Source organism: Thermosphaera sp. (genome assembly GCA_038827615.1).
In the GTDB taxonomy this organism is placed as follows: Archaea; Thermoproteota; Thermoprotei_A; order Sulfolobales; family Desulfurococcaceae; genus Thermosphaera.
Genome location: JAWBNK010000001.1, coordinates 331,308 through 353,884, shown reverse-complemented (window position 1 = coordinate 353,884; position 22,577 = coordinate 331,308). Strand labels below are relative to the sequence as shown.

The following is a 22,577-nucleotide window of genomic DNA, read 5'->3' as shown; positions in this document are numbered from 1 at the left end:
TCTTGCTTGAAAAATTTATTAGACTTAACCATTACTTAACTGTCTCAGGGGCCCGTCGTCTAGCCTGGTATGGACGCCGCCCTCACACGGCGGAGGACCGGGGTTCAAATCCCCGCGGGCCCACTTGCAGTATCTAAGTGATCTTTAGATTCTGGGTTATTCCACTATATACTACTCCTGAAGGTTGATCTGCATCATTAATTTCTTTTACCTAAAGTGGTGCTAATGTTCAACACTCTACGATGAATCTCTCGGAGGCCGCTTTCCTCAACCTATTCATAACTGCCAATCCTAACCCTTCTTCCGGTATACCTTCGACGATGAGTAGGTCGCACTTTTCCTCGTCTGCTGCGCGCAGTACTGAGAAGAGGCTCTTAGCTACTTCATAGATATTGTTCCTATCCCCCATAGTGAATATTTTAACACTGATCCTTTCATAGTTTTCAAGGGAGTCGACCGGTATAGCTACACATGGCTTCTCCAGGGTCTTAGAGGCGATAAAAACTCTCACAATATCCGCTAATTTGGAGAGGCACGTTCTCTCATAGCTTGATGCCTCTATTAAGACTACTTTAGCCGCCGGAGCGTAATGCCTATATTTCATGCCTGGAGACAAAGCCTTTTCAACGGCCTCCATCCCTCTAGCGAAACCAGGTACAACTATCCTCCTCCCCAGGATTTTCTCGATTTCTTCTACGGGAACCGCCCCGGGACGTAGAAGCACCGGGGGGTCTGTGACGATGTTGACAACGGTTGATTCAATCCCGTATAGGGTTTCACCAGCATCAAGGATCACTTCAATCCTCCCGAGTAAATCATTGACCACGTGTCTACCGCTCGTGGGGCTGGGTCTCCCAGATAAATTAGCGCTTGGGGCCGCTACCGGTTCGTTGGTTTGATTGATTAGTTCTAGTGCAACCGGATGAGAAGGCATTCTAACAGCAACAGTCTCAAGCCCTCCCGTTACGATCCTCGGAATCTCAGAGCTCTTATGCAGGATTAGTGTCAAAGGTCCGGGCCATGTCTTCTTTATCAGCATATATGCTTCTTCGGGAATTCTTGAAGCAACTCTTTCAAGCATCTCCATTGAAGATATGTGAACTATGAGTGGATTGTCGCTTGGACGACCTTTCACTTCGAAAATCCTTCTTACTGCGCGCTCACTCCACACTATTCCTCCCAACCCATACACGGTTTCCGTGGGGAAGGCCACGAGACCTTCCTTTTTCAATACGTTTGCTGCATACTCTATTGCGAATGAATCCGGAGATCCTATTCTCAGCTTAAACACTATCGTCAATGCAGAGCCCCCGTTTAACAATAATAATGTGTTAAGGAAACTATTTAACTGGGGTGAGCAAGAACGGAGAGACTATCGACTGGTGTCAAAGGGCTCGACGAGCTGTTGGAAGGGGGCATTCCAAAGGGTTTTACCATTGCTGCCGTGGGGGAGCCTGGTACTGGAAAAACCATCTTCTCAATACAATTTGTAGCTAAAGGTTTGGAGCTCGGCGAGAAATGCATCTATGTAACCACGGAAGAATCTAGGGACAGTATTATACTGCAGGCAGAGAGACTTGGTTTCGATTTCAAGGAGCCTCTGATGAGGGGAGAATTAGTCGTCATAGATGCCCTAATGTGGGAGTATGGAGATGTGTGGAGCATAAAGGACCTGGATATAGAGGAACTGGTCTCCAAGATAATAGAAGCTAAGAAATACCTCGGGCCAGGTCATGCGAGGCTCGTAATAGATTCGATGAGTGCTTTCTGGCTGGATAAGCCTGTGATGGCTCGAAAATATAGTTACATGTTGAAACGAGCGCTAGCTAAATGGGACCTGACAATAGTGGCTACTGCACAATACGCTGTATCATCGGCCTTAGGCTTCGGATTTGGCATCGAGCATGTTGCGGATGGGATACTTCGGTTTAGAAAGGCCATCATTAACGGAATTCTGAGGAGGCTCATCCTAGTAGAGAAAATGAGGCAGACGAACCATGATAGGAGAGTTTTTGAAATAGATATACGAGATGGGGAAGGCATTGTTGTATTAAGTCCTGTCGAAGTCTCTGGGGAAAGTTTAAGAAAATTGAGTCCCTCACCATACTATTACGATGGGGAACTCCACTACTGAGTTGCTCATACAGTGGAAACCGCTTCTGTGAGTAAGGTCTTGAAGGATGTTCAATGGAGGGAAGGTAAAAACCCTTCAGGGAACGCGTCGTGACCATCCTCTAGTTCCTCGAGGGCGATTTTAGAACCAGATCAACCATGCGGTTTTAAAACTACTTCATCATTAAACTTCAGTCTATTCTAACTCCTGGGCGATAATCTTCTTTTCTAACGTTCGTGATATAGGTGAAGTAGATGCAAGCTATCTCATGAGCCTCTTTTTGAAGATGTTTAGGACTGGTCTTTAACAAGACTGATGCTTCATCCCACGAAGCTCCCTGGAGAGTTTTAACGATCAAGAGAAGCTCCATTAGTCTATTCAGTTTAGGCCTTTTTTCCGGCGGGATGAACCAATGATTTCTGCCTAAGAGGAACATTAAGTCCGCAGCGGCTTCGAAAGTCATTGGGCCGAGGCAATATGTCCACAGTCTATCCAACTGTATCGGTGTGAAAAGCGTCTTAAGATCAATATTGTAAAATGGCTCACTATTTAGGAACAAATAAGCGATCTCGGGCTCCATCTCCCTATAGTTAACGGGCAAGCTGTTAACCAACTTCCATTTGAACTCTTCCCTTGCATGAAGGACCAGTCTCTCCACATTTTTCGATAACGGTTTCAATACCAAAACCGTGTATTCTCCGCTCACAGGGTTTCTATCGGGGCTTATGTGTAGAGGGATGAACCCGTTTTTAATCCAGAACCTGAGAAGCTCCTCGCTCACACCAAACCCTGAGCCAACCCAGTCTAACCCGATCCGTTCCGCCTCTGCTACCAGTTCTCTAAGCCCCCAAGAACCAATACCTTTTCCCTGAACACTGGGGTGTGTTGCAATTCTGACTATTCTCCACCCTCTTGTTCTCGCGAAATCTATCATTCTCAAGTGTTTAAGAAATCTATCAGGAATTATGTTTCCAGGTATTTTCGAACCCTTCAACAATTCCGAGGCAGTGGCATCATCCACGGGTCCCTCCTCAGCCAGTTGAATGGCGCACACTATCTTACCTGTTTTAGTTTTAATTGCTCTAATCAAGTGGTGGGGGGCGTCAGCGATCATTCCCAAATCATCTGGCTCGTTACGATAGTGGGCTAGAACGTATATGCCGAAAAGCTCTCGAAGCTCTTTTTCATTCTCAAACAACTCCTTTGCATCATATTTGACGTAAACCAAGTTGCCGCGTTCTATTGCACTAAGATCCTCGGCAGTGAGCTCCGCGGGCTCGGCATCAAGTAACAAAGTATCGTACTGCCATCTTTCAACTGGGTCGTTGTTCCCATACCGAATCGGCTCGACCATTTCGTACTCGATAAGCTTTGTGTTAGGATCGCTTCTTATCTTCTTCAAGAACCTAATAGTGAATCCTCTGCCGGCTCCCTCGTAGCCATGAATAGTCGAGGAGAAGACCAGCCTGTCATGCGCCTCCCATATTTTGTGCAACATTGGAACGTGAATTCCTGCAGCCTCATCGACTATGACAATGTCTCCACGTATTTTGGGGATATTTACAGGCTCCCAATACTCAATGCTGAATTTATCGCTTCTCAACTCGATTATGTTGCCATCCCGCTTAATCTCATCATACTTGTAACCCATGGAGTCAAGAACCTTCTTTGCGAGCATTATTAGCGATTGAACGTTGCTCGCTTCAGGAGCAGTGATCAATACCCTCGGCTTTGGTTTAACCTTCCGTAATAAATGAATAAGGCCGACTATTCCTATTCCAATAGAACAGCTCTTTCCCCTTCCCCTATCAGCTGTTAAAATAATGACTGTTTTCTCATTCTTCTTCGGCTTCTCATATAATGCTTCCATCAGTTTTATCACATTCACTTGATCCTGAGTTAGAGCGTGTTCGTAGATAATTCTCGGAAACAAGGTCTCGGAGGGTATCTGAATTTTCCCTCTCTCCGCCGGCGAATCTATTTTAACGTCTAGTTTTTTAATTAGCTTGTTGTTATCAACATCGTAGATACATACCCCACCGTGCTTGAGTAACTGCTTTTTAAACCAAGAAATAAATACATGCCTAGGCTCCGGATACTGAGGAGTTGTTAATCCTACTTTAAAAATAGTCTTCATCTCTTCCCAGCCCTGCCATGGAGGCGCTAGAAGTACTATCAGCCCGCCTCCTTCAACGATGCCCACTAACCTTCCAAGATCGTTGGGCTTCAGATCCTTAGTTAAATCCATCACTAGGAAACTGAAAGTCATTCCCAAGAACTTCTCGCTTTTCTCGTAAACACTGAATTGAAATTTTACCGGTTTGAAATCCTCCATTAACTCCGCAAAGATTTTTCTCATCGTCTCCGCATCTGGAAACTCGTCGTGATAAATGTATAACCCAGTTAACTCTTTATCAGCTAGTTTTTTCCACTGCTTAGAATGATATTGTATAAGCCTCGCAGTTATGACGGCCATTTTTTCAGGATTTTTCCCACTGAGAACGTATAGCACTCTCACACGGTTTTCGACGAGGATCTTTACTATCCTTCCATGACTGGTAAGCACTTTTAAAAAAGATGCAGGTATTTTCTCAGGCAATAAACGACACCTTTAGAAGGACTCTAGCCGTATGGAAGGGAAACTCTTCTCACGGGTCCACTACCGCTAACTCTCTTCAATTCCCTAGCCAATTTCTCATACATCTCGATGTCTTCTCTAGATAGAGATGGCGGCACCTTCTTCAAAGCTTCTATGAAATGCCTCATTTCAACTTTCTTCACCGATGGCTTGTCGCTGCTGGCTAGCGATTCTCTTATAGCCATCATGGCTGCTTCTCTACAAACGGCAGCAATGTCCGCGCCAGTATAGCCCTCGGTTTTTCTCGCTAATTCTTCTAGGTTAACATCATCGGCCAGCGGGGTCTTTCTGGTGTGAACTCTGAATATCTCAACCCGGGCGCTTAGGTCTGGTGGAGGGACGTAAACAAGCCTATCGAACCTCCCTGGTCGAAGCAGTGCGGGGTCTAGAAGATCGGGCCGGTTTGTGGCAGCGATCACTACTACTTTCCTAAGTGGCTGTATGCCGTCCATCTCCGTTAGAAGCTGATTGACGATTCTATCCGTAACGCCGCTCGGATCCGTACCTCTCAGGCCCGCTATGGAATCTATTTCATCAAAGAATATAACGGAAGGAGAGACCATTTTAGCTCTCCTGAACACCTGTCTGATGGCTTTTTCAGATTCTCCAACCCACTTGCTTAAAACCTCTGGCCCCCTTATAGTGATGAAGTTTGCCCCGCTCTCCGTGGCGACGGCCTTAGCTAATAGTGTTTTACCAGTACCTGGCGGACCAAACAGTAATACGCCTCTCGGAGGTTCAATCCCCATTTTCTCAAATACTGCAGGGTACTTCATAGGCCATTCTACGGCTTCCCTCAACTCTTGCTTTGCCTGCTCCAATCCTCCTATATCGCTCCATCTAACCTCAGGTACTTCCACGAATACTTCTCTAATCAAAGATGGTTGCACATTTCTCATGGCGGTTATGAAGTCGTTCATTGTGACTTTAAGTTTAGAGAGTTTATCCGCGGGAATCGGTTGACCGATCTCTACCCCCTCCGTCTGCATGAATCTTCTCAACGCGCTGATTGCAGCTTCCTTGGCAAGCGCAGCTATATCCGCGCCAGTGTACCCGTGCGTTATCTCAGCGATCTTGTCCAAATCCACATCTTCGCTTAAAGGCATGTTCCTAGTATGAACCGCAAGGATCTCTCTCCGGGCCTTCTTATCCGGGGGTGGGATTTCTATCTCCCTGTCAAACCTCCCAGGCCTCCGTAAAGCCGGATCCAAGGCTTCTGGTCTATTAGTAGCACCTATGACGATGACCCTACCCCTTTCCTTCAAACCATCCATCAGGGTCAAAAGCTGAGCGACAACTCTTTTCTCTACCTCGCCAGTTACTTCTTCCCTCTTTGGCGCAATGCTATCGATCTCGTCAATGAATATCACTGATGGAGCATTAGCTTGAGCCTCCTCGAAGATCTTTCTCAACCTCTCCTCGGACTCTCCATAAAACTTGCTCATTATCTCCGGTCCATTAATAGTTACAAAGTAAGCCCCTATCTCGTTCGCAAGAGCCTTGGCGAGGAGTGTCTTACCAGTCCCAGGTGGACCATAGAGCAGTATTCCTTTCGGAGGCTCTATACCCAGGTGCTCAAACAATTCGGGATTCTTAAGGGGGAGTTCAACTATTTCCCTAATCTTCTGCTTAGCCTCTTCTAAGTCACCAATATCTTCCCAAGTAATCTTGGGCACTCCCTCGGCTATCGCCTCAGGTCTAACCGGCTCCTCTTTCACTTCAACATACGTCTTCTCCGTTACATAGACTATAGGAGCCGGTTGAGTACTTACTACAACGAACCTTACAGTCATTCCAAAGATAGGTATTTCGACAATTTCCCCTCTTCTAACTGGTTCTCCAATCTTGCTGTCCTTGATATACTCCGATAAATCACCCATTATTGGAAGTCTACCAACAGGCGCAAGAACAATCTTAGAGGCTGGTTCGACTTTTACAGGTTTAACCTTTACGTAATCCCCTGGAGAAACACCTATGGTTTTCCTTGCATATCCATCAATCCTAATTAACTCGGCTCCCTCATCTTCAGGGTAAGCTCTCCAAACCTTCAACACCTCACTACCCTTAGGACCTATCACCTCTATGAAATCCCCTACGCTAAGCCCCAAAGCCTTCATCACTGAGGTATCTACTCTAGCGATCTTCCTCCCGACATCCCTTTGTCTCGCTTCACCAACTCTTAACCGAATCTCCTTATCACTCCTCCCCTGAGTCGGCATTAATGACACCAATATTCTACTATTTTTGTCAATACTTAAATACAGTCATCAATAATATTATCAATGATGATGTCCATGGTTGAGAGAGTTAAAACTGGAATCCCCGGTTTTGACACGGTTTTAGGCGGAGGAATACCTAAGAGAAATGTCGTTCTGCTCAGCGGGGGTCCTGGAACGGGCAAATCAATATTGGCAACACAGTATCTCTGGAATGGTCTACAATTGGGAGAAAATGGTATATACGTCTCGCTTGAAGAACACCCCGTTCAAGTCAGAGTTAACATGAAGCAGTTTGGCTGGGATGTAAAACAGTTCGAAGCTGAGGGGAGGTTTGCGATCATTGATGCCTTTACAGGGGGTGTGGGGGAGGCGGCTAAAAGGGAAAAATATGTGGTGAAGGACCCAGATGATGTGAACGAGCTTATTGACGTGTTGAGGACGGCTGTTAAAGAAGTAAACGCTGCCAGAGTCGTCGTTGACAGTGTATCAACGCTATATCTTACCAAGCCGGCAGTGGCTAGATCAGTAGTTTTGCAATTGAAAAAAGTTCTATCAGGAATGGGGACAACAGCGATCCTGGTGTCGCAAGTATCAGTTACTGAAAGGGGTTTCGGTGGTCCGGGCGTTGAACACGCGGCAGACGGCATTGTCAGGCTAGATCTTGATGAAGTGGATGGAGAACTAGTTAGAAGCATGATAATTTGGAAGATGAGGGGGACAGCACACAGTATGAAGCGACATATTTTCGAGATAACAGATAAAGGAGTTGTTGTATACCCCGATAGAGTCTTAAAGACAAAGAGGTACTACTTAGTTTCAGAATAAGATTTAAAACCTCTCCAGCGTGGTTTTTAACATGGAATGATTGTTCATGAGCGATTTACAGCATCCTTATGGAATTTACCGCCACGCATGCCCTAACTGTGGGAGGGAAATAAGCGATTATAGGCTTTTGCATAAAGCTCCATGTGAGAAGTGTTTAGATGAAACTGCTTTCAAAAAGGTCTTAAGGAAACTCCGTAAGAAAAAAACACATAGCTACGGCGATGTAATAGAAGCCTACTACGAAAAACTGCAAGAACCGTTAGGATTAACAGAGATAATCCGCGAGGAGAAGACTCTGGAAGATTTTGAAAGGTTTTTTGAAAAAGCAACAAATGGAAACACTCTATGGAGTGCGCAAAGAAGTTGGGCGAGAAGAATCTTCAAGAAGAGATCTTTTAGCATAATTGCCCCAACCGGTACGGGGAAAACCGTTTTCTCCATAATAATGTCTTTGTACTTAACGGTCAAGGCAAAGGAAAACGGGGAGAGCAGACGCATCTACCTGGTCTTTCCTACATTACCTATTCTTTATCAAGCAGAGTCGAAACTGAGGTTTTTCGCTAGCAACGTTGGTTTGAATATATGTAGTGAAGAATCTGCCGACAACTGCATAAGAATCCTTGTTCCACACGGGAAATTGAAGAAAGAACTTCGGGATGCATTGATTCAGCGTTTAACAAATGGTGATTTCGACATTTTACTGTCGACAAATGCTTTCTTTCACAAGTATTTTGACTTCTTAAAGGATAAGGGTTTCAGTCTTATAATCATGGATGATGTTGACGCAGTCCTTAAGAGCGGGAGAGCTGTTAGAAGGGTGCTCGCTCTCGTAGGGGTGCCTGAGGGGGCCATTGATGACGGGTTGAACCTCATCAAGCTTCGCCAAAAACTAGCATATGCTTCAAGCGAGGAAAAACCCACTATAATCAATGAAATAGAGGTGTTGTCAAGAAAAATAGAGGAGATTAAATCTAGGATAAATACCACGTTAGTCGTTAACAGCGCCACTGGGAGGCCGAGGGGAATATATCCCAAGCTGTTTAAAGTCTTCCTTGATTTTGAAGCTGGTTCAAAACCAGAGGCTATCAGAAATATAATAGATGCTTATGTCGAAACCGAGGATGTCGAGAGGTCTCTGATCAATATTGCTGAGGTTTTGAAAGACGGTTTCCTTGTGTTCGTACCCATAGACAAAGGAATAGAGTATGCCGAGAAAGTGGCGGAGAAGCTTCGCGACGCTGGTTTCGAATGCGAATCATTCCATGCTAGGAAAAGTGCCGAGGTTTTGAACGATTTCGCTTCGGGGAAGCTCAAATGTCTAGTAGGAGTGGCAACTTACTATGGGGTGATGGTTAGAGGAGTTGACCTGCCCGAAAGGGTTAAATATGTGGTTTTCTTAGGGGTCCCCAGACATAAGATAAGCACCTCTCTAGAGGAGATTCACCCGAGGGATTTAGTCAAGATACTCGGAACATTGCGGGAGGTATTTCCCGAAGAAGCTAGAAGAGATGTTGAGGTGCTGATAGGGAGGCTGGCAAGCAGGCTTAGGAGGCTGAGCCAAGGAGCTTTATTCAGACTAAGAGAAGATTTCAGTAAAAAAATAAAAGGCGAGCCCGTAGAGGAGACACCGTTGCTAAGGGATCTTCTCAAAGCATATGAGATAGCCCGTGATCTGTTAAATAAGGAGGAGACGTGGGAAAAACTTTCAAAACTCGAAGACATTGGGTTTATCAAGGAGAATAATAGACAGTATTTACTGATACCAGACATAGCCACTTATATTCAAGCCAGTGGAAGGTCTTCGAGGCTTTACCCCGGCGGCATTACGAAGGGATTGTCCATAATAATAGTTGATGATAGAAGGTTGTTGAACGGCCTTAATAGAAGGTTGAGATGGATTTTCGAAGGATTATCTATATCAAAACTTGAAGAACTAGATTTTGCCAAAATCGCAGAAGAAATTAGTGAAGAAAGAAGAATGGTAGGGAAAATCCTACGTGGAGAACACCGGATCTCTGGTACGGTTGATTTGATAAAATCAGCTCTTCTAATCGTCGAATCACCCAATAAAGCGAAGACGATTGCGAACTTTTTCGGGAAGCCAAGTGTTAGAGTTCTCGGAAAAAATCTCCAAGCATATGAGGTCACGATAGGTGATTATGTTTTAACGATTATTGCGAGCGGTGGACACGTCTACGACCTTGTTACCGATATTAATGAAAACTACGGCGTAAAAGCATTCGACTCTATTTATGTTCCAGTGTACACTGACATTAAAAGGTGTGGAAACGGCCATCAATTTGTTGACGAAGTGAATGCGTGCCCAAGGTGCGGATTAGGAATTATCAATAGAAAATTAGACGTATTGAGAGCTTTGAAAGAGCTAGCTAGGGAGGTAGACGTGGTTTTAATAGGTACCGATCCAGACGCTGAGGGAGAAAAAATAGGGTGGGATCTGAGAGTTCTTTTAGAACCATACGCTAGGGAGATCAGAAGAATAGAGTTTCACGAAGTAACTCGTAAGGCCATTCTAGATGCTATAAGAAATCCGAGACCATTTGATACACGGTTAGTCGGGGCACAGATTGTTAGAAGAGTTGAGGACAGGTGGATCGGCTTCTCGCTATCGGAGAAAGTTCAAAAATATGGATGGTTATCTTATTGCATAAAACACCTCAGGGATAAAGGCTTTGATTGTTGCATAGAAAATAGGAATTTAAGCGCTGGTAGGGTTCAAACACCAGTTCTCGGGTATGTTATAGAGAGATATTTCGAAAAAAGCAGGAAGGAGTTGTTCAAGTACAAAGTAGTTTTAGAGAAGGATGGGGTCGAACTGGCCTTCACCTTAAATAGGGATCAAGCAGTTAATTCAGGCATATCAATCTTTCTCGAAGACCCTAATCTCAGAAGAAAAAGGAATAAGGAATTCCCTTCAATACGAGTAAGAGTTGTTGATGAGGTGCCGGAAACGGTGAATCCGCTACCACCATTCACTACTGACAGCTTGCTGGAGGAGGCTTCTAAAACCCTGGGTTTAACAACCACCAGGACCATGGAAATAGCACAGGATCTGTTCGAGATGGGTTTGATAACTTACCACAGAACAGATAGCACAAGGGTGAGCGAAGCTGGGGTTCTAATAGCTCGCCAATACTTAGAGGAAAAGTACGGTACGGGTTTCGAGAGGTTTTTTAATCCGAGGACATGGGGAGCAGGCGGTGCGCACGAGGCGATTCGTCCTACTAGACCGATTGATGCAGACAGGTTAATGGAGCTCGTCAGGGAGGGGGTTATCGTCTTAACTGGTAGGTTTACTAAGCAACATTTTCTCGTATACGATTTAATCTTCAGGCGTTTCATAGCGAGTCAGATGAAGCCTGCTGTTGTACGGAAACAAATACTTAGCGTGGAACTCAATGGTGTAGAAGCATTGATCGAAAGATACATTGAAATCATCGAGAACGGTTTTCTCGACACATACTCTTATATTAGAATCGAGACCCCTGTTACAGAGGGCATTGGAACTATTAAAGAAATTATTGAAGTAAAGCCGCCTCTAGCTCGTTACCACGATGTAATTAGATGGATGAAAGAGCAAGGTATCGGTAGGCCGAGCACTTATGCCAAAGTAATTCAGACTCTCCTCGACAGGAGGTACGTTGAGGCTACGAAGAAACTAAAGGCACTGAGGCCAACCGAAAGAGGGATTTTAATCCATGATTTTCTCGTCAAAAACTTCGGGGACGTAGTCAGTGTTGAAACCACTAGAAAACTAGAAAAAGACATGAAAGAGATTGAAGAGGGGAAAACTGCTTATCAAGATGTTCTCGGAAGACTGCATAGAGAACTCCGCGATAAAATTCTTGAGAACCCCATAAACAATGAGCTTGAAAAACAATACGCTGAGATTTGCAGGAAAGGGGCGTGAGCCGATTGAACACGGACTTTCAAGTAATAGAAGCCGAGGATGCCTCTTTCTCTAAGATGGCTATAGCACATATTCCAGTGATGGTTGAAAATTTCACTCGTAACATTGATCTAGCTAGAAGACTCGTGTTTTATGCAAGCGAACTTAATGTAAAAACTATAATCTTCCCCCACTCGCTTCCATATGGACCTCTCACCTCTTTCCAAGGCTTAGCATTGTTGAACAAGCTGGAAGTCAAGAAACGCTTCGGGATTCCTAAAACTCACGTAGTGCAAAAATTGTTCAAATCCGCTTCAAACGTATATGGAGTCAATATCATCCTTCCTAGCATAGTTGAAGTCTCTGGGCACAGTATTTATCATTCAACACTCTTATACTCTTCTGACTCTGAAGGAGAGTACCCCATAGCCCAAAGGAAAATATTCCTAAGCCCGCTGGAGGAGAAGATTGGTTTTAGCCCAGGCAAGAGATTATCCGTATTTAAGTTAAACACCTGCTCATGCGGCGTATTGCACGAGAATGAGATACTAACTCCAGAATTAATGAGAGGATTTTCAATTCTCGGGGCTTCAACCATTATATTTTCGACTTCAACATTCCCCAGTCCTTTTGAGAAAATCGTAGAAGTTGCCAAAGCATTATCCTACGTGTTCGACCAAAAAGTAATCGTTCCAGGCGGATTCGTAATCAACAGTGAAGAAAACGTAATCCATGCGACTCCTTCAGTAATTATTTCAAAAGGAGAGTTAGTTTGGATGCACGATGAAGCTACTCCATCCCTTATCATCCTAAAAGAAGAGCCACATAAAGCTTATAATGATGGTAAAAACTCGTATAGGCACAGATTATTTAGCTTCCTTAGAGATTTGTTAAAGCTTGAGTGGGAATATGGAAGAGAAGGTGCTCCCAGTAAGAGTGAGTTCACTGAACGATTTGATTAGATTAGCGGTCTCGACAATTAGCCCGCAAGCACTGACATACATCGTTAAGTTCAGAGAAGAAGGGAAGATCGTCTTGGGAATCCTAGGCGTCTTCAGGGACTACTACAAGTATTATGGAATACCGTTATTCTACTATTTCATATTAGATCCTACGGAATATCCTGGATTGAGCGAAGCTAATTACGTCGTAGTCTCAACAAGCGATGAAAAATTCGAATTCACGAAACAGCCAAAGCCAGGTGTCTCAATACCCATTATTAGCCTAGCTGAAAGGCCGGGATTCATCCCCGATCTTAGATAGAAAAACTCTATCGACTGACCGAATCGATATCTATTAATATCATAACAACTTTTCTACGACTACCTGAGCCTCACTATTAACCTCTTGCCCATTACGATCCAATATTCTACTTCGCTTCCTTGTTTTAATTTACCACGTAATTCTTCCTCAATAGAGGATTTTTCAATTTCAAATGTTTCAAAACTCTCCATGTCCATCAATTGAAACATATCTCCCATGTCGGCGATAATCTGTCCCACTCTTTTATCAATTATTGGGACTTCTACTTGAGAGTCTGCGGGCGCAACGAGTGTTTTCTTGTTACCGGTGAAAAGGCTGATTGCTACTACGTTAGCCTTTGCGCTTCCATGTTTTCCCGTTTTCGCCTTTGAAATCTCGACAATCCTGCACGGTTCATTATCGATGATAATAAAACTACCCGGTTTCAAGTTCCCAAGGGTTTCATAGTTCTTGCTCATCCTTCGCTCACCGAACAGTGTAATCCTTGGATATTATTGATTTATGATTATTAAAAGGTTTTCATCAAATTGCTTTCATAACAATATACCTGTTGTAGTCTACTATAACCTTGTAGAATCCCTTCAGCTTTTCATCAACCATGGGATCGCCAGTATCGACTCGAAGATGTTTTAACTCTCTCACCTTCGACTCTGTTGATACAATTATAATGTCCTCCTTATCTAGATGTTTTAGGAACCGTGGAGAAAACTGCTGGTTGCCCCTCCCGAATATGAAGCCTTGACCTCCGATGGGTGTAACAATAACTTTCACTTTACCGTATTTGTTAAGCAAATCTAACAAGTGCTTTTCCCACGCATCTTTGATTATCAACTTTCTATTCAATACAACGTCTACTCCTAGCAAAGTGTAATCTATACCTAACGCCTTAGATATCGCCTTCACCGTGGAACCTGGCCCTAAAACATACACGACATCATCCATTAAGTTTTCGATTAAGAATTCCGCAATGGCTTTCTTATTCTCCTCGTCGTCGAGGCTAGAATACAAAGTCTTACCGCCCTGAGTCATACCCTGGTGAAAAATCGTCTTCAAGTAACCATATAACCTGATGATAAGCTCATCCCTGCGGAAGGCATCTTCATCAATGTCCAAGACCTCCCTTTCAACCACGCTGGCCTCGCCTCTCAAGAAAGAGTCGAGAAGGTTTGCCGCTACCACTGGGGTGACCGCGAATACGCTACTATACATTTTAACGCCGCTGGGAACTCCTAGGACAGGGACTGATTGATTTACACTATCTAAAATGTCTCTTGCCGTTCCATCACCTCCAACGAAAACTAGGATATCCACTCCTTCGCTAACTATGAGCCTGGCTATTCTACGCGTATCCTCTGCTGTGGTCTCATCGCCGATATCTCCTACGACTTTCCTCAGCTTATCCCTATGCCTACTTTGAAGGACTTCCTCAGCCCCCATTATCCCCGGGGCTGAAATTATTTGAAAATTGTTACATGTTATCTTGTTGAGGAATAAGAGGGCTCTGTAGGGTGATTCGGGCTGAGCGCCTCTCGCTACAGCGAGCTTGTATGCATTGCCGTCTGTTCCTTTTAACCCGACTCTACCTCCCATTCCTGCAATAGGGTTCACTATGAACCCTATGGAGAAGGTTTTCATGGGACTTTATCCTCTTAATCCCCTTATCAGACTAATATTTCACCAGTCTAGTCCATCCCTCGCTGGACAACTTATATAGACCTGGATCAACAATTATCGTCTTGGCGATCATTGCGTGCTGAGGCAGGTAGTCTGCAAGAGTGATGGATGCGGCGACCCAGGATTCTCCAACTTGTAGTAAAAGCATCCTGAAGTAGTCAATCAAAGACTGGTTCTCACAAGGTCTCCCAATGAAATGAGTCGTGTATAGATATGGTTTATCTCCAAGCAATAGAAGTAATCCCGTATTCAAGCCGCTACACGGAGGTACGTAGTCAAGGGATGATTCGTAAGACTTGATTACGCATCTGTCAACATCCTTTTCCTCGAGTAAGCATTCTTCGACACTATTCATTAGATAATAGGCTAAGAGCTCCGAGTCCACCCTAGTCCATGGATGAACTCCCAGCATGCCAGCTATTCTAACCTTGTCTACTCCCCCATTGTGCGCAAACCATCCGGCTCCATTCTCGAATAGCCGAATAAATGGGTGAAGGTAATCCCCGCCATAAGGCTCAAACCTCGAAGACTTACGCGAGTGAACGATGAAGGCTACTTCATCATAACGCTTCAGTCTGGCTTCTATGAGGTTGATCATCTTAATGCTGTCAGCATCGAAAATCGGGTTAAGCATTTTGTGATAGACAACGCTGGGCTTCCCCCCGGCTAAACCGACCGCCGCGATACCCCATCCATCATCGTGTGATGAATACCTACCCCCACTCGCCTTTTCAAGATACCCATCGTGCTCGCTACCCTTGATGAAAGAGTCAAGGATAATTCTTAGGGACTCGAAGTCCCCGGTCTTAAGCCATCCGGTGAGAATTCTGCACATATCCTTCACCGAGATAGTTAATGAAGTCCTCACTAATAAACAAGGTGTTTTCTCTCCACGATCAGCTCTAACTCCTTTAGATACTTATTAAGCAACTCCCCAACTACGTTAACAATGAACTGATTTATCTCTTCACTATCTCCATAAACCCTTAGGACGCCTTGATTAAAGCCAGGGTACAGGTGGAGGCTTGCAACGAATCTACCCTTGAACATCATTCTAATACTGTATGAGTGTCTTTCTGCGTATATTCCCCTCTGATTGAGTTCCTCCAGGATTTTATTTAAAAGTTTAACGGAGATCCCCTTAGGCGTGATCAAAGCGTCGACACCTCACTACTCATGATTTTATATTTTCGGATGCTTATAGATTAGTCATAGATGATAGGGCTCGAAAGGTCTGATTGAGTGATGAACCCGCGCAGGATTGATGTCTCATGCCAAATCTCGTCATAGGGTTAACAGGGGCCAGCGGCATAATCTATGGTTTGAAACTAATTGAAAGCGTTGACTTGTTGAAGAAAAAATACTCGGAAATATTCGTGATATATACACAGTCGGCTGAGAAGGTTGCCGAGGAGGAGTTAGGGATCAAACTTGGAGAATTACTCGATAACACTCCGAGTATAAGCAAGGTTTACACGGAGTTTGAAATCGACTCCCCCCTTGCTAGCAGTAGCAGGCTCATAAACACGGACATGGTGATAGTTCCAGCATCACTCAACACGATAGCAAAGATTTCGAACGGTATTCAGGAAAACCTGTTGTTAAGAGTGGCGTCGTCGATACTAAGACTAAGGGGGAAACTTATCATCGTGCCAAGAGAAACACCCCTCTCCACCATAGACTTACGGAACATGTATGAGCTGAGCATGAGCGGTGCGATCATCATGCCAGCATCGCCAGCTTACTACCACCGCCCAGAGAGTATTGATGATTTAATTAACTTTATTGTGGGGAAAATTCTTGATCTTTTAGGGGTTGACCACAGTTTATACGCGAAGTGGAAGAGTCTCCCTCAATACGAGAAACGATAGAATTGCTGAAAAACTAGAAGATCCTTTGAAATGAGATCCCAACAGGATAGCGTTTAAAGTCTCATCTAGCAAAATCAGAGACATCATAATCCTCGATCGATTGAAGCTCCTTGAATAATTCATCATCGCTCACATGTCGTGTCTTTTTCTCTAATGCTTTAGCACACCTTCCATCTGGCAGTAGAGCGTTTATCTTACATCCCGAATACTGACACTCGCTACCTATGCATTCGCCGCCGGTCAGCCTACAATATGCTACTCTAATGTATTTTCCACGGAATGGCTTGTTGAGAGTGAACAATGCTGTCTTATTGCACAGAAAGAATGGGCACAAAGGATTGCAACGGTCTCCTAAAGGCTGGGGTTGCAGGACTCTCTCCTTGTTTTCAAAATCCCTCCGATACGGTTGTCTCGGATACTCCTCGCGAGGCCTATAGTGACCCTTATAATATTGCCCTTCCCTCCTCTCGCCTCCACGGTGGCTACTCAAATGGCATACCCCTCTTTAAGCGGTTTCAGTCCTAGATTCTACCGCTGTTATGTTATTTCCAAAAACATTTAAATAGGTTAGCCTATGGTTTCCACCAGTTAAAGATATGATAATAAACTTCACCCTTATCATCAACTATTGCCACTATGAGTTTTTTTCTAACAGAGTGGAGAAGCCGGCCCATGCGAACCAGCTCGATAGGATCTATCTGCTCCCCAGACTTGTAAACCTGGACTCCGAAAGGCGCATGATCAATCCCTGGTCCGAGCCTGTATAGGAGATAGTCGCATCCAAACTTCAAGCCTCTCCTGATTATGAACCCTTTTTTCCTCAGATCTCGGTAAACAGTGTAGAGTTCTTCAAACCGTTCTATCCTATCACGACTCCATTCATATAGTCTATTGTAATCAAGTTTACTGTTCGAGTAAATTAATTCAATCCTGCCTGTCTCCAAGAGGTACGTTGCCTCGATAAGTGATAACTCTAGAGGACTGTTGATATCTTTCTCCCTAGGCTTCACGACTCCCAAGAAGGAGCCGTAATACCCATTCCAATATATTTCGTTAGCACATTTGTAATCTAAAATCACAGCTCTATTATGTAGTAGAAAGGCCCTGCATAACTCTCCTTTTAGACTCCCCTCACTAGCGCCAGGTAGCGTATTTCCTCACCGATACTTCTTAAATCATCGCACACGTCTTCAAGATACTCAATAATATCTTTCAGAACCATCAAGCCTGTCAGATTGTTCGATAGCTTAGAATACACTTGAAAGGTACTTTTCCTGAATAAGTCGTCGGCCTCTTCCTCCAATTTGATTATCTCGTTCAAATCGGCCATGATTTTTCTGGGAGCACCAGTTAGTTTCGACAAAGCCGTCTCCAGTATATCTCTTTGTTTTCTAATAATGCTACCCATGACTCGTATTGTAGATACGAGATCCTTGTCAAGGATAACATTGTTGTCTTTCAAAAGAACTATTCTGTAGGCTACGCCGTCTAAGTGCTGAATTATCCTCTCGAAAATATAGACTACCTCGATATAGCTTCGCGAATACCTCATCACTTCACTGCTTTTCACAAGATACTCCATGACTATTGTTCTCATCTCCTCGCCTTTTGTCTTAACCTCTCTAAACCTCTCGTAAAGCTTGTGGATATCGTTGCCTTCCACGTAAGCGTTAACTAGGTGGTCTATGAGCCTTGCCGCTTCATCTATGATCCTCGAAAAATTTGTTAAATACTCGATCGCCGTTAACTCTGCCAATGAACCGTTTTCAACCTCACTCATTACCTCTCCCCGTTTTCTACTAATTTATTTGAGGGTATTTAAGAATAGCATTTTAAAGAGTGATCCGTTTTGAAAAATCTTCTAGTAGTTGATGCGCTGGCCAGGGCAAAAGGCGAGAGATATTCGACATTCGACGTAGTTGGAGCAGGTCCTAGAATAGTGGCAGGGATCCTAGAGGAAGAAAACAACGTTTCTCTGAAGCCTTTTGAAGAAGTTTTCAATAAAACTCGCGAATATCTCCATTTCGACTATGTATTCATTTCTGGTATGACGAGCGACAAGCATGCAATTCAAAAACTGGTTTCAAAAATGCGGAGAAAAGGTTTCAAAGGAAAAATAATAATAGGCGGACCTATAAGTGTTGAAGGCCATCAATTGTTGAAGGAAATCCCTGGGGCCGACTACATCATAGTGGGAGAGGGCGAAGTCCCGCTGCAGAAATTCCTAGATTGCGTAATTAAAGAGAAATGCGACGAGAGCCGCGTCCCATCCCTGATTTACAGGAATGGGTCAAAGATAGTTGAGACAACTGGACCGGTTCCCGCCCCGTTAGAGTTGATCAACGAGATCAAGCCGTGGACAAAGCTCCACTTGTCGTACAATCCGCCGTCTATCTACAGGATTTATGTTGAAGCAGTCAGGGGATGTAGCAACTTCTATAGACCCCTTCTGCAGACCCTGGGTTGCCTAAAATGTATGAGATGCAGGAAAGGGACTTACGCTTTAAGATTGGAGTGCCCTGCCAACATCCCCCCGGGTTGCGGTTTCTGCAACGTGCCAAGTCTATTCGGTCCCCCAAGGTCTAGAAGCCCCAACGCGATTAGACATGAGGTCGAAGAGCTTATTGGTAATGGGGCGAGAAGAATAGTTTTAAGTGCGCCTGATTTTCTAGATTATAAAAGAGGCGAAATCGCTCATATCCTTCCCATGACCGATCCCTGTTCCCCGCCGGCCAACATAGAAGCCATAGAGGCTCTTCTGAACGAATTATTCTCTATCAAAGAAGTCGAGAGTGGAAAAGTTGTGATCAGTGTTGAAAATATTAAAGCTTGCCTCGTAAACGAGGAGGTAGCATCCACACTGGGCAAGTACTTGAAGGGGACAACTATCCATATAGGTTGTGAAACCGGCGACGCTGAATATAACCAACGCGTGCTGGGTAAACCCATAGATCCCAGGGATGTGATTAAAGCATCAAAACTATTACATGAACATGGACTGAGGCCATATGTTTACTTAATGTATGGTTTGCCTTTGATGAACTCGAGAGTTTATCGTAAAACGTTAAGCATTATAAATGACCTAGCTGGGGCTGGCGTGGAGAAAATCACGCTTTACAAGTATGTTCAATTGCCCAAGACCTCCTTCGCGGTCAAGAACCTACGTCCCTCGTTCAATAAGGAAATCACGCTCGCAATGAAGAAAGCTATTGAACGATACAACTTCATGAGTAAACAGAGGTTTCTCGGTGAGGTTTTAGAGGCATACATGTTGGAGAAAGATGGGAAAATATATGGTTATCCCGTTAGACATGGTCCAGTCATATTTGTCGAAAAAGCTCTCTCGAGTATTGAGGCTATTAATGGATGCAAGGCTAGGGTTTTAATCACAGATGTGGCTCCAAGATTTGTTAAGGGAGTTATACTCGAGGTCTTAGAGTGTCCATAAGCGAGCGAAACCCGGTTATTAGGCTTTCAGCCTTCTCCACACAATCCTTACAATTGGATTCGACTAGTTTATTCCGGAGCTCCTCTAACAAATCCACTAGGTAAGGCACGCCAACGACTCGTAAGTAATTGTAGTAGGCTCGGATAAGCCTTCCTACTTCGCTCGAAGAGTAGTTGCCAACGTGTTCCACAATATCCGACGCCAGGGTTTTCGAATCCTCCAATAGCTTGTCAAGCTGCGACAGGAAGATCCTGATCCTATTGTCATCTACTCCAACATATCCTGGCGCGACTTTGGCTTGGGATAGGATTTCTTCATACTTATCCACTAGTAGTTTTATCCTAGAATAAATTGATTCTTCGCTGAAACTGTCATTTCGACTTTCTGAGGGTTGCGATGCTATTATCTGCCACCCCATTCAGTTTCAGCTCTTCAGGGTATACATATATAGTGTTCTCTTCCTGAGAATCTATTAGAATTGCCTTGAACATGAACTTTTTCTTGCCTGCGACAACGATTTCTACCGAGTCTCCATCGGTAATACTGAGCATCTCAGCGATCGGTTTCGGAATCTTGGCAATGGGCTCCCTTAACGTCTCGTCATACCTTATTCTCAGTCTTTTCTCAGTTAGAACTTTTTTCTTCTTCTTCAGCTCCGAGGCAGGAGGTATTATTGATACTAATTTCGAGATATCCGGTTTGGATTGCGGTTCTTGAACATTTTTAGTAGACTCACCCTCGCTCATGATGATCCACCATTCAGCTTATGTATCATTCATAAATAGATTAGAAAAAGCTGGTTAAAAAACAGTAAGCCGGAGTTTCTCAAACAAGTACTTCCTCAAATCGTTTAAATGAACTCTTTCTTGAAGCATAGTATCTCTATCTCTAACAGTCACTGTTCCATCTTCAATGCTCTGATAATCAATCGTTACAGCATATGGTACCCCTATCTCGTCAACTCTTGCATACCTTTTCCCAATGCTTCCGTCGTCATCATAGATACAGTTCAATCCCGCATCCAAGAGTTCTTTAAAGACGCTTCGAGAGAGCTCAACTATCTTTCTATGCTCTGGTCGAGAACCTGTTACGAGGGGAAAAACTGCAACATGGTAGGGTGCTATCTTAGGAGAGAGGGAAAGAATAGTTTTCCCCTCTCTGATCTTTATCGAGTTTTCTAGGACAACGTACAGTAACCTCTCAAGTCCAAATGACGGCTCTACTACATGTGGAATGATCTTCACCCCATGTACTTTCTCGATCTCTTCCTTGATTATGAATAGATCTCTTCCAAGCCTCATTTCGTTGGACTCAACAAAGCCTCTTTTCTCCAGCTCCTCGAGAAGCTCGACAGGGTCTCTCTCCATTAACTCTCTCATGACTTCAGGATACTTATCACCCAAAGTCTCTCGCAATTTTGAAACGTTGGGAACAGCCTTTCTCACGATCTTCTCAATGGGCTTTTCGAACTTCTTAAAGAATGTTAGATCAGCATTACTAAACATTATGTGCCTTTGAAGATCGTACGTTGTCCTATAGGCATAGCCAGCTATTTCTATCCACCCATATTTCTCGGTTTTAACTTCCTGATCGAATGTTTGTGCTGAATAGTGAGCCCGCTCTTTCGATAGCTTCTCTATGAAGCGTATCCTCCCCGGGTCAATCCCTAGCTCCCTGAGGAACTTGTTCCCAATACTCATCCAAAATGCTAGCCAAGGCGTTTTCACAACGCCGCTATCGACGAGTTCTCCAATGGTAATGGTTTTGGCCTCCGTCACACCTTTCTCCCTTTCTTCAGCGGTTAGAACGTTTATTTTTTCCTCTAAAACGTATTTGTTCAAATACTCTTTCACGTCATCGAATGATTCCGGATCGAAAAAGAACTCGATTTCCATTATCGTGAACTCTCTAAGCCTGAGTAATCCTTGCCTAGGGGAGATTTCATTCCTAGCTACCTTCCCAACTTGAGCTATTCCAAGAGGAAGTCTGTTCCTAGCGATCCTCAATATGTTTGAAAAATTAATAAACATTCCTTGAGCGTTTTCAGGCCTCAGATAAGCCGGGAGGCCTTTATAGGGTCCTATCTCGGTCTTGAATAAGAGAAGAGTATATGAAGGTCGAGAGAGGTCCCCGTTGCAAACTGGACACTTAACTTTGTTCTCTGACATAATCCTATAATATTCCTCGGGAGAGAGGCCCTCAGTCTCGACTCCAAGGACTTCCTTCAACAAGTGGTCAACTCTGTAAACTCGTCCGCATTTTAAACACTCAGTGACAGGGTCGGTGAAGCTCTCTTCATGCCCACTTGCCTTGAAAACTACACGTGGATTGATTATGGGAGTTTCGATCTCGACTACCATGTCGTTCGAATAGACGAAATACCTTAACCAGAGGTCTTGGATCCTTCTCTTGAGCAAAACTCCCAACGGACCATAATCGTAAAAACCTGCTACTCCACCATATATTTCGAAGGAACCCCAGAAGAACCCTCTTCTTCTCGCGAGATCCATTACGATATCAAACACTTCCTCGTTTTTCACCTAAAACCCTCCATTTTTTGAAGAATAATTTAATTAACTTTATAAAAGCATTTATACCAACACGGGAAGATTATGGAGC

18 protein-coding genes, 1 tRNA gene and 2 pseudogenes are annotated in these 22,577 nt (G+C 44.0%); 8 read left to right on the top strand and 13 right to left on the bottom strand.

Going from position 1 to position 22,577, the window contains the following annotated elements; translation table 11 throughout:
* Positions 1-48 precede the first annotated feature (48 nt).
* Positions 49-123 (top strand) — tRNA-Val (locus QXH45_02120).
* A 106-nt stretch (positions 124-229) separates the two neighbouring features.
* On the opposite strand, the gene QXH45_02115 is transcribed toward QXH45_02120, so the two are convergent.
* Positions 230-1,291 (bottom strand): L-threonylcarbamoyladenylate synthase, encoded by a 1,062-nt coding sequence (locus tag QXH45_02115; protein ID MEM2078035.1) that lies wholly within the window; start codon positions 1,289-1,291, stop codon positions 230-232.
* 75 nt (positions 1,292-1,366) lie between these two features.
* On the opposite strand from QXH45_02115, the pseudogene QXH45_02110 reads away from it, so the two are divergent.
* Positions 1,367-2,134: pseudogene (locus QXH45_02110) on the top strand (KaiC domain-containing protein).
* A gap of 169 nt (positions 2,135-2,303) precedes the next feature.
* Here QXH45_02110 and QXH45_02105 read toward each other — a convergent pair.
* A complete protein-coding gene (locus tag QXH45_02105; protein ID MEM2078034.1) occupies positions 2,304-4,712 on the bottom strand; it encodes a tRNA(Met) cytidine acetyltransferase TmcA in 2,409 nt (802 codons plus the stop codon).
* A 23-nt stretch (positions 4,713-4,735) separates the two neighbouring features.
* Entirely contained in the window at positions 4,736-6,970 is a 2,235-nt protein-coding gene (locus QXH45_02100) for a CDC48 family AAA ATPase (protein MEM2078033.1), read from the bottom strand.
* 75 nt (positions 6,971-7,045) lie between these two features.
* Here QXH45_02100 and QXH45_02095 point away from each other — a divergent pair, with 75 nt between their 5' ends.
* The 4 genes from QXH45_02095 to QXH45_02080 are packed head-to-tail and all read left to right on the top strand — an operon-like array spanning position 7,046 to position 12,965.
* Positions 7,046-7,795: a KaiC domain-containing protein gene (locus tag QXH45_02095; protein ID MEM2078032.1), complete on the top strand. Its 750-nt coding sequence runs from the start codon at positions 7,046-7,048 to the stop codon at positions 7,793-7,795.
* Between the two features lie 46 nt (positions 7,796-7,841).
* Positions 7,842-11,723, top strand: coding sequence for a reverse gyrase (gene rgy / locus QXH45_02090; protein ID MEM2078031.1), 3,882 nt, complete (start codon positions 7,842-7,844; stop codon positions 11,721-11,723).
* A gap of 5 nt (positions 11,724-11,728) precedes the next feature.
* A complete protein-coding gene (locus QXH45_02085; GenBank protein ID MEM2078030.1) occupies positions 11,729-12,664 on the top strand; it encodes a carbon-nitrogen hydrolase family protein in 936 nt (311 codons plus the stop codon).
* Positions 12,639-12,965, top strand: a complete 327-nt coding sequence (locus QXH45_02080) for a hypothetical protein (protein ID MEM2078029.1) — start codon at positions 12,639-12,641, stop codon at positions 12,963-12,965. The genes QXH45_02085 and QXH45_02080 overlap by 26 nt, the downstream gene beginning before the upstream one ends.
* Before the next feature lie 59 nt (positions 12,966-13,024).
* On the opposite strand, the gene QXH45_02075 is transcribed toward QXH45_02080, so the two are convergent.
* From QXH45_02075 to QXH45_02060, 4 genes are all read right to left on the bottom strand, one after another.
* Positions 13,025-13,423, bottom strand: a complete 399-nt coding sequence (locus QXH45_02075; protein ID MEM2078028.1) for a translation initiation factor IF-5A — start codon at positions 13,421-13,423, stop codon at positions 13,025-13,027.
* Positions 13,424-13,487: 64 nt separating this feature from the next.
* On the bottom strand, positions 13,488-14,600 hold the full coding sequence (locus tag QXH45_02070; protein MEM2078027.1) for an ATP-NAD kinase family protein: 1,113 nt from the start codon (positions 14,598-14,600) through the stop codon (positions 13,488-13,490).
* Between the two features lie 31 nt (positions 14,601-14,631).
* The gene (locus QXH45_02065) at positions 14,632-15,507 is read right to left on the bottom strand and encodes a class II glutamine amidotransferase (GenBank protein ID MEM2078026.1); all 876 of its coding nucleotides are present in this window, start codon (positions 15,505-15,507) and stop codon (positions 14,632-14,634) included.
* Positions 15,507-15,794, bottom strand: a complete 288-nt coding sequence (locus QXH45_02060; GenBank protein MEM2078025.1) for a hypothetical protein — start codon at positions 15,792-15,794, stop codon at positions 15,507-15,509. The genes QXH45_02065 and QXH45_02060 overlap by 1 nt, the downstream gene beginning before the upstream one ends.
* A gap of 116 nt (positions 15,795-15,910) precedes the next feature.
* On the opposite strand from QXH45_02060, the gene QXH45_02055 reads away from it, so the two are divergent.
* On the top strand, positions 15,911-16,510 hold the full coding sequence (locus QXH45_02055; GenBank protein ID MEM2078024.1) for a UbiX family flavin prenyltransferase: 600 nt from the start codon (positions 15,911-15,913) through the stop codon (positions 16,508-16,510).
* 61 nt (positions 16,511-16,571) lie between these two features.
* Here the strand turns inward: QXH45_02055 and QXH45_02050 are convergent, their stop codons facing one another.
* The 3 genes and pseudogenes from QXH45_02050 to QXH45_02040 all read right to left on the bottom strand — a co-directional run bounded on the left by QXH45_02050 (position 16,572) and on the right by QXH45_02040 (position 18,290).
* Positions 16,572-17,000: a hypothetical protein gene (locus tag QXH45_02050; protein ID MEM2078023.1), complete on the bottom strand. Its 429-nt coding sequence runs from the start codon at positions 16,998-17,000 to the stop codon at positions 16,572-16,574.
* Positions 17,001-17,082: 82 nt separating this feature from the next.
* Positions 17,083-17,601 (bottom strand): annotated as a pseudogene (endA, locus tag QXH45_02045) (tRNA-intron lyase).
* 29 nt (positions 17,602-17,630) lie between these two features.
* Positions 17,631-18,290, bottom strand: a complete 660-nt coding sequence (locus QXH45_02040) for a DUF47 family protein (protein ID MEM2078022.1) — start codon at positions 18,288-18,290, stop codon at positions 17,631-17,633.
* A 69-nt stretch (positions 18,291-18,359) separates the two neighbouring features.
* On the opposite strand from QXH45_02040, the gene QXH45_02035 reads away from it, so the two are divergent.
* Positions 18,360-19,958: a radical SAM protein gene (locus QXH45_02035; GenBank protein MEM2078021.1), complete on the top strand. Its 1,599-nt coding sequence runs from the start codon at positions 18,360-18,362 to the stop codon at positions 19,956-19,958.
* On the opposite strand, the gene QXH45_02030 is transcribed toward QXH45_02035, so the two are convergent.
* Genes QXH45_02030 through glyS form a run of 3 tightly spaced genes read right to left on the bottom strand, consistent with a single transcriptional unit; the run spans position 19,930 to position 22,498 of the window.
* Entirely contained in the window at positions 19,930-20,376 is a 447-nt protein-coding gene (locus QXH45_02030) for a hypothetical protein (GenBank protein ID MEM2078020.1), read from the bottom strand. The two genes, QXH45_02035 and QXH45_02030, sit on opposite strands and share 29 nt — an antisense overlap.
* Complete coding sequence (locus QXH45_02025) at positions 20,330-20,704, bottom strand: hypothetical protein (protein MEM2078019.1); 375 nt, start codon at positions 20,702-20,704, stop codon at positions 20,330-20,332. The genes QXH45_02030 and QXH45_02025 overlap by 47 nt, the downstream gene beginning before the upstream one ends.
* A gap of 54 nt (positions 20,705-20,758) precedes the next feature.
* Complete coding sequence (gene glyS / locus QXH45_02020) at positions 20,759-22,498, bottom strand: glycine--tRNA ligase (GenBank protein MEM2078018.1); 1,740 nt, start codon at positions 22,496-22,498, stop codon at positions 20,759-20,761.
* Positions 22,499-22,577 lie beyond the last annotated feature (79 nt).

Coding starts and splice junctions, on each gene's coding strand:
- QXH45_02100 (MEM2078033.1), bottom strand. CDS start 6,970: ATGCCGACTCAGGGGAGGAGTGATAAGGAGATTCGGTTAAGAGTTGGT.
- QXH45_02095 (MEM2078032.1), top strand. CDS start 7,046: ATGGTTGAGAGAGTTAAAACTGGAATCCCCGGTTTTGACACGGTTTTA.
- rgy (MEM2078031.1), top strand. CDS start 7,842: ATGAGCGATTTACAGCATCCTTATGGAATTTACCGCCACGCATGCCCT.
- QXH45_02075 (MEM2078028.1), bottom strand. CDS start 13,423: ATGAGCAAGAACTATGAAACCCTTGGGAACTTGAAACCGGGTAGTTTT.
- QXH45_02070 (MEM2078027.1), bottom strand. CDS start 14,600: ATGAAAACCTTCTCCATAGGGTTCATAGTGAACCCTATTGCAGGAATG.
- QXH45_02055 (MEM2078024.1), top strand. CDS start 15,911: ATGCCAAATCTCGTCATAGGGTTAACAGGGGCCAGCGGCATAATCTAT.
- QXH45_02040 (MEM2078022.1), bottom strand. CDS start 18,290: ATGAGTGAGGTTGAAAACGGTTCATTGGCAGAGTTAACGGCGATCGAG.
- QXH45_02030 (MEM2078020.1), bottom strand. CDS start 20,376: ATGGGGTGGCAGATAATAGCATCGCAACCCTCAGAAAGTCGAAATGAC.
- QXH45_02025 (MEM2078019.1), bottom strand. CDS start 20,704: ATGAGCGAGGGTGAGTCTACTAAAAATGTTCAAGAACCGCAATCCAAA.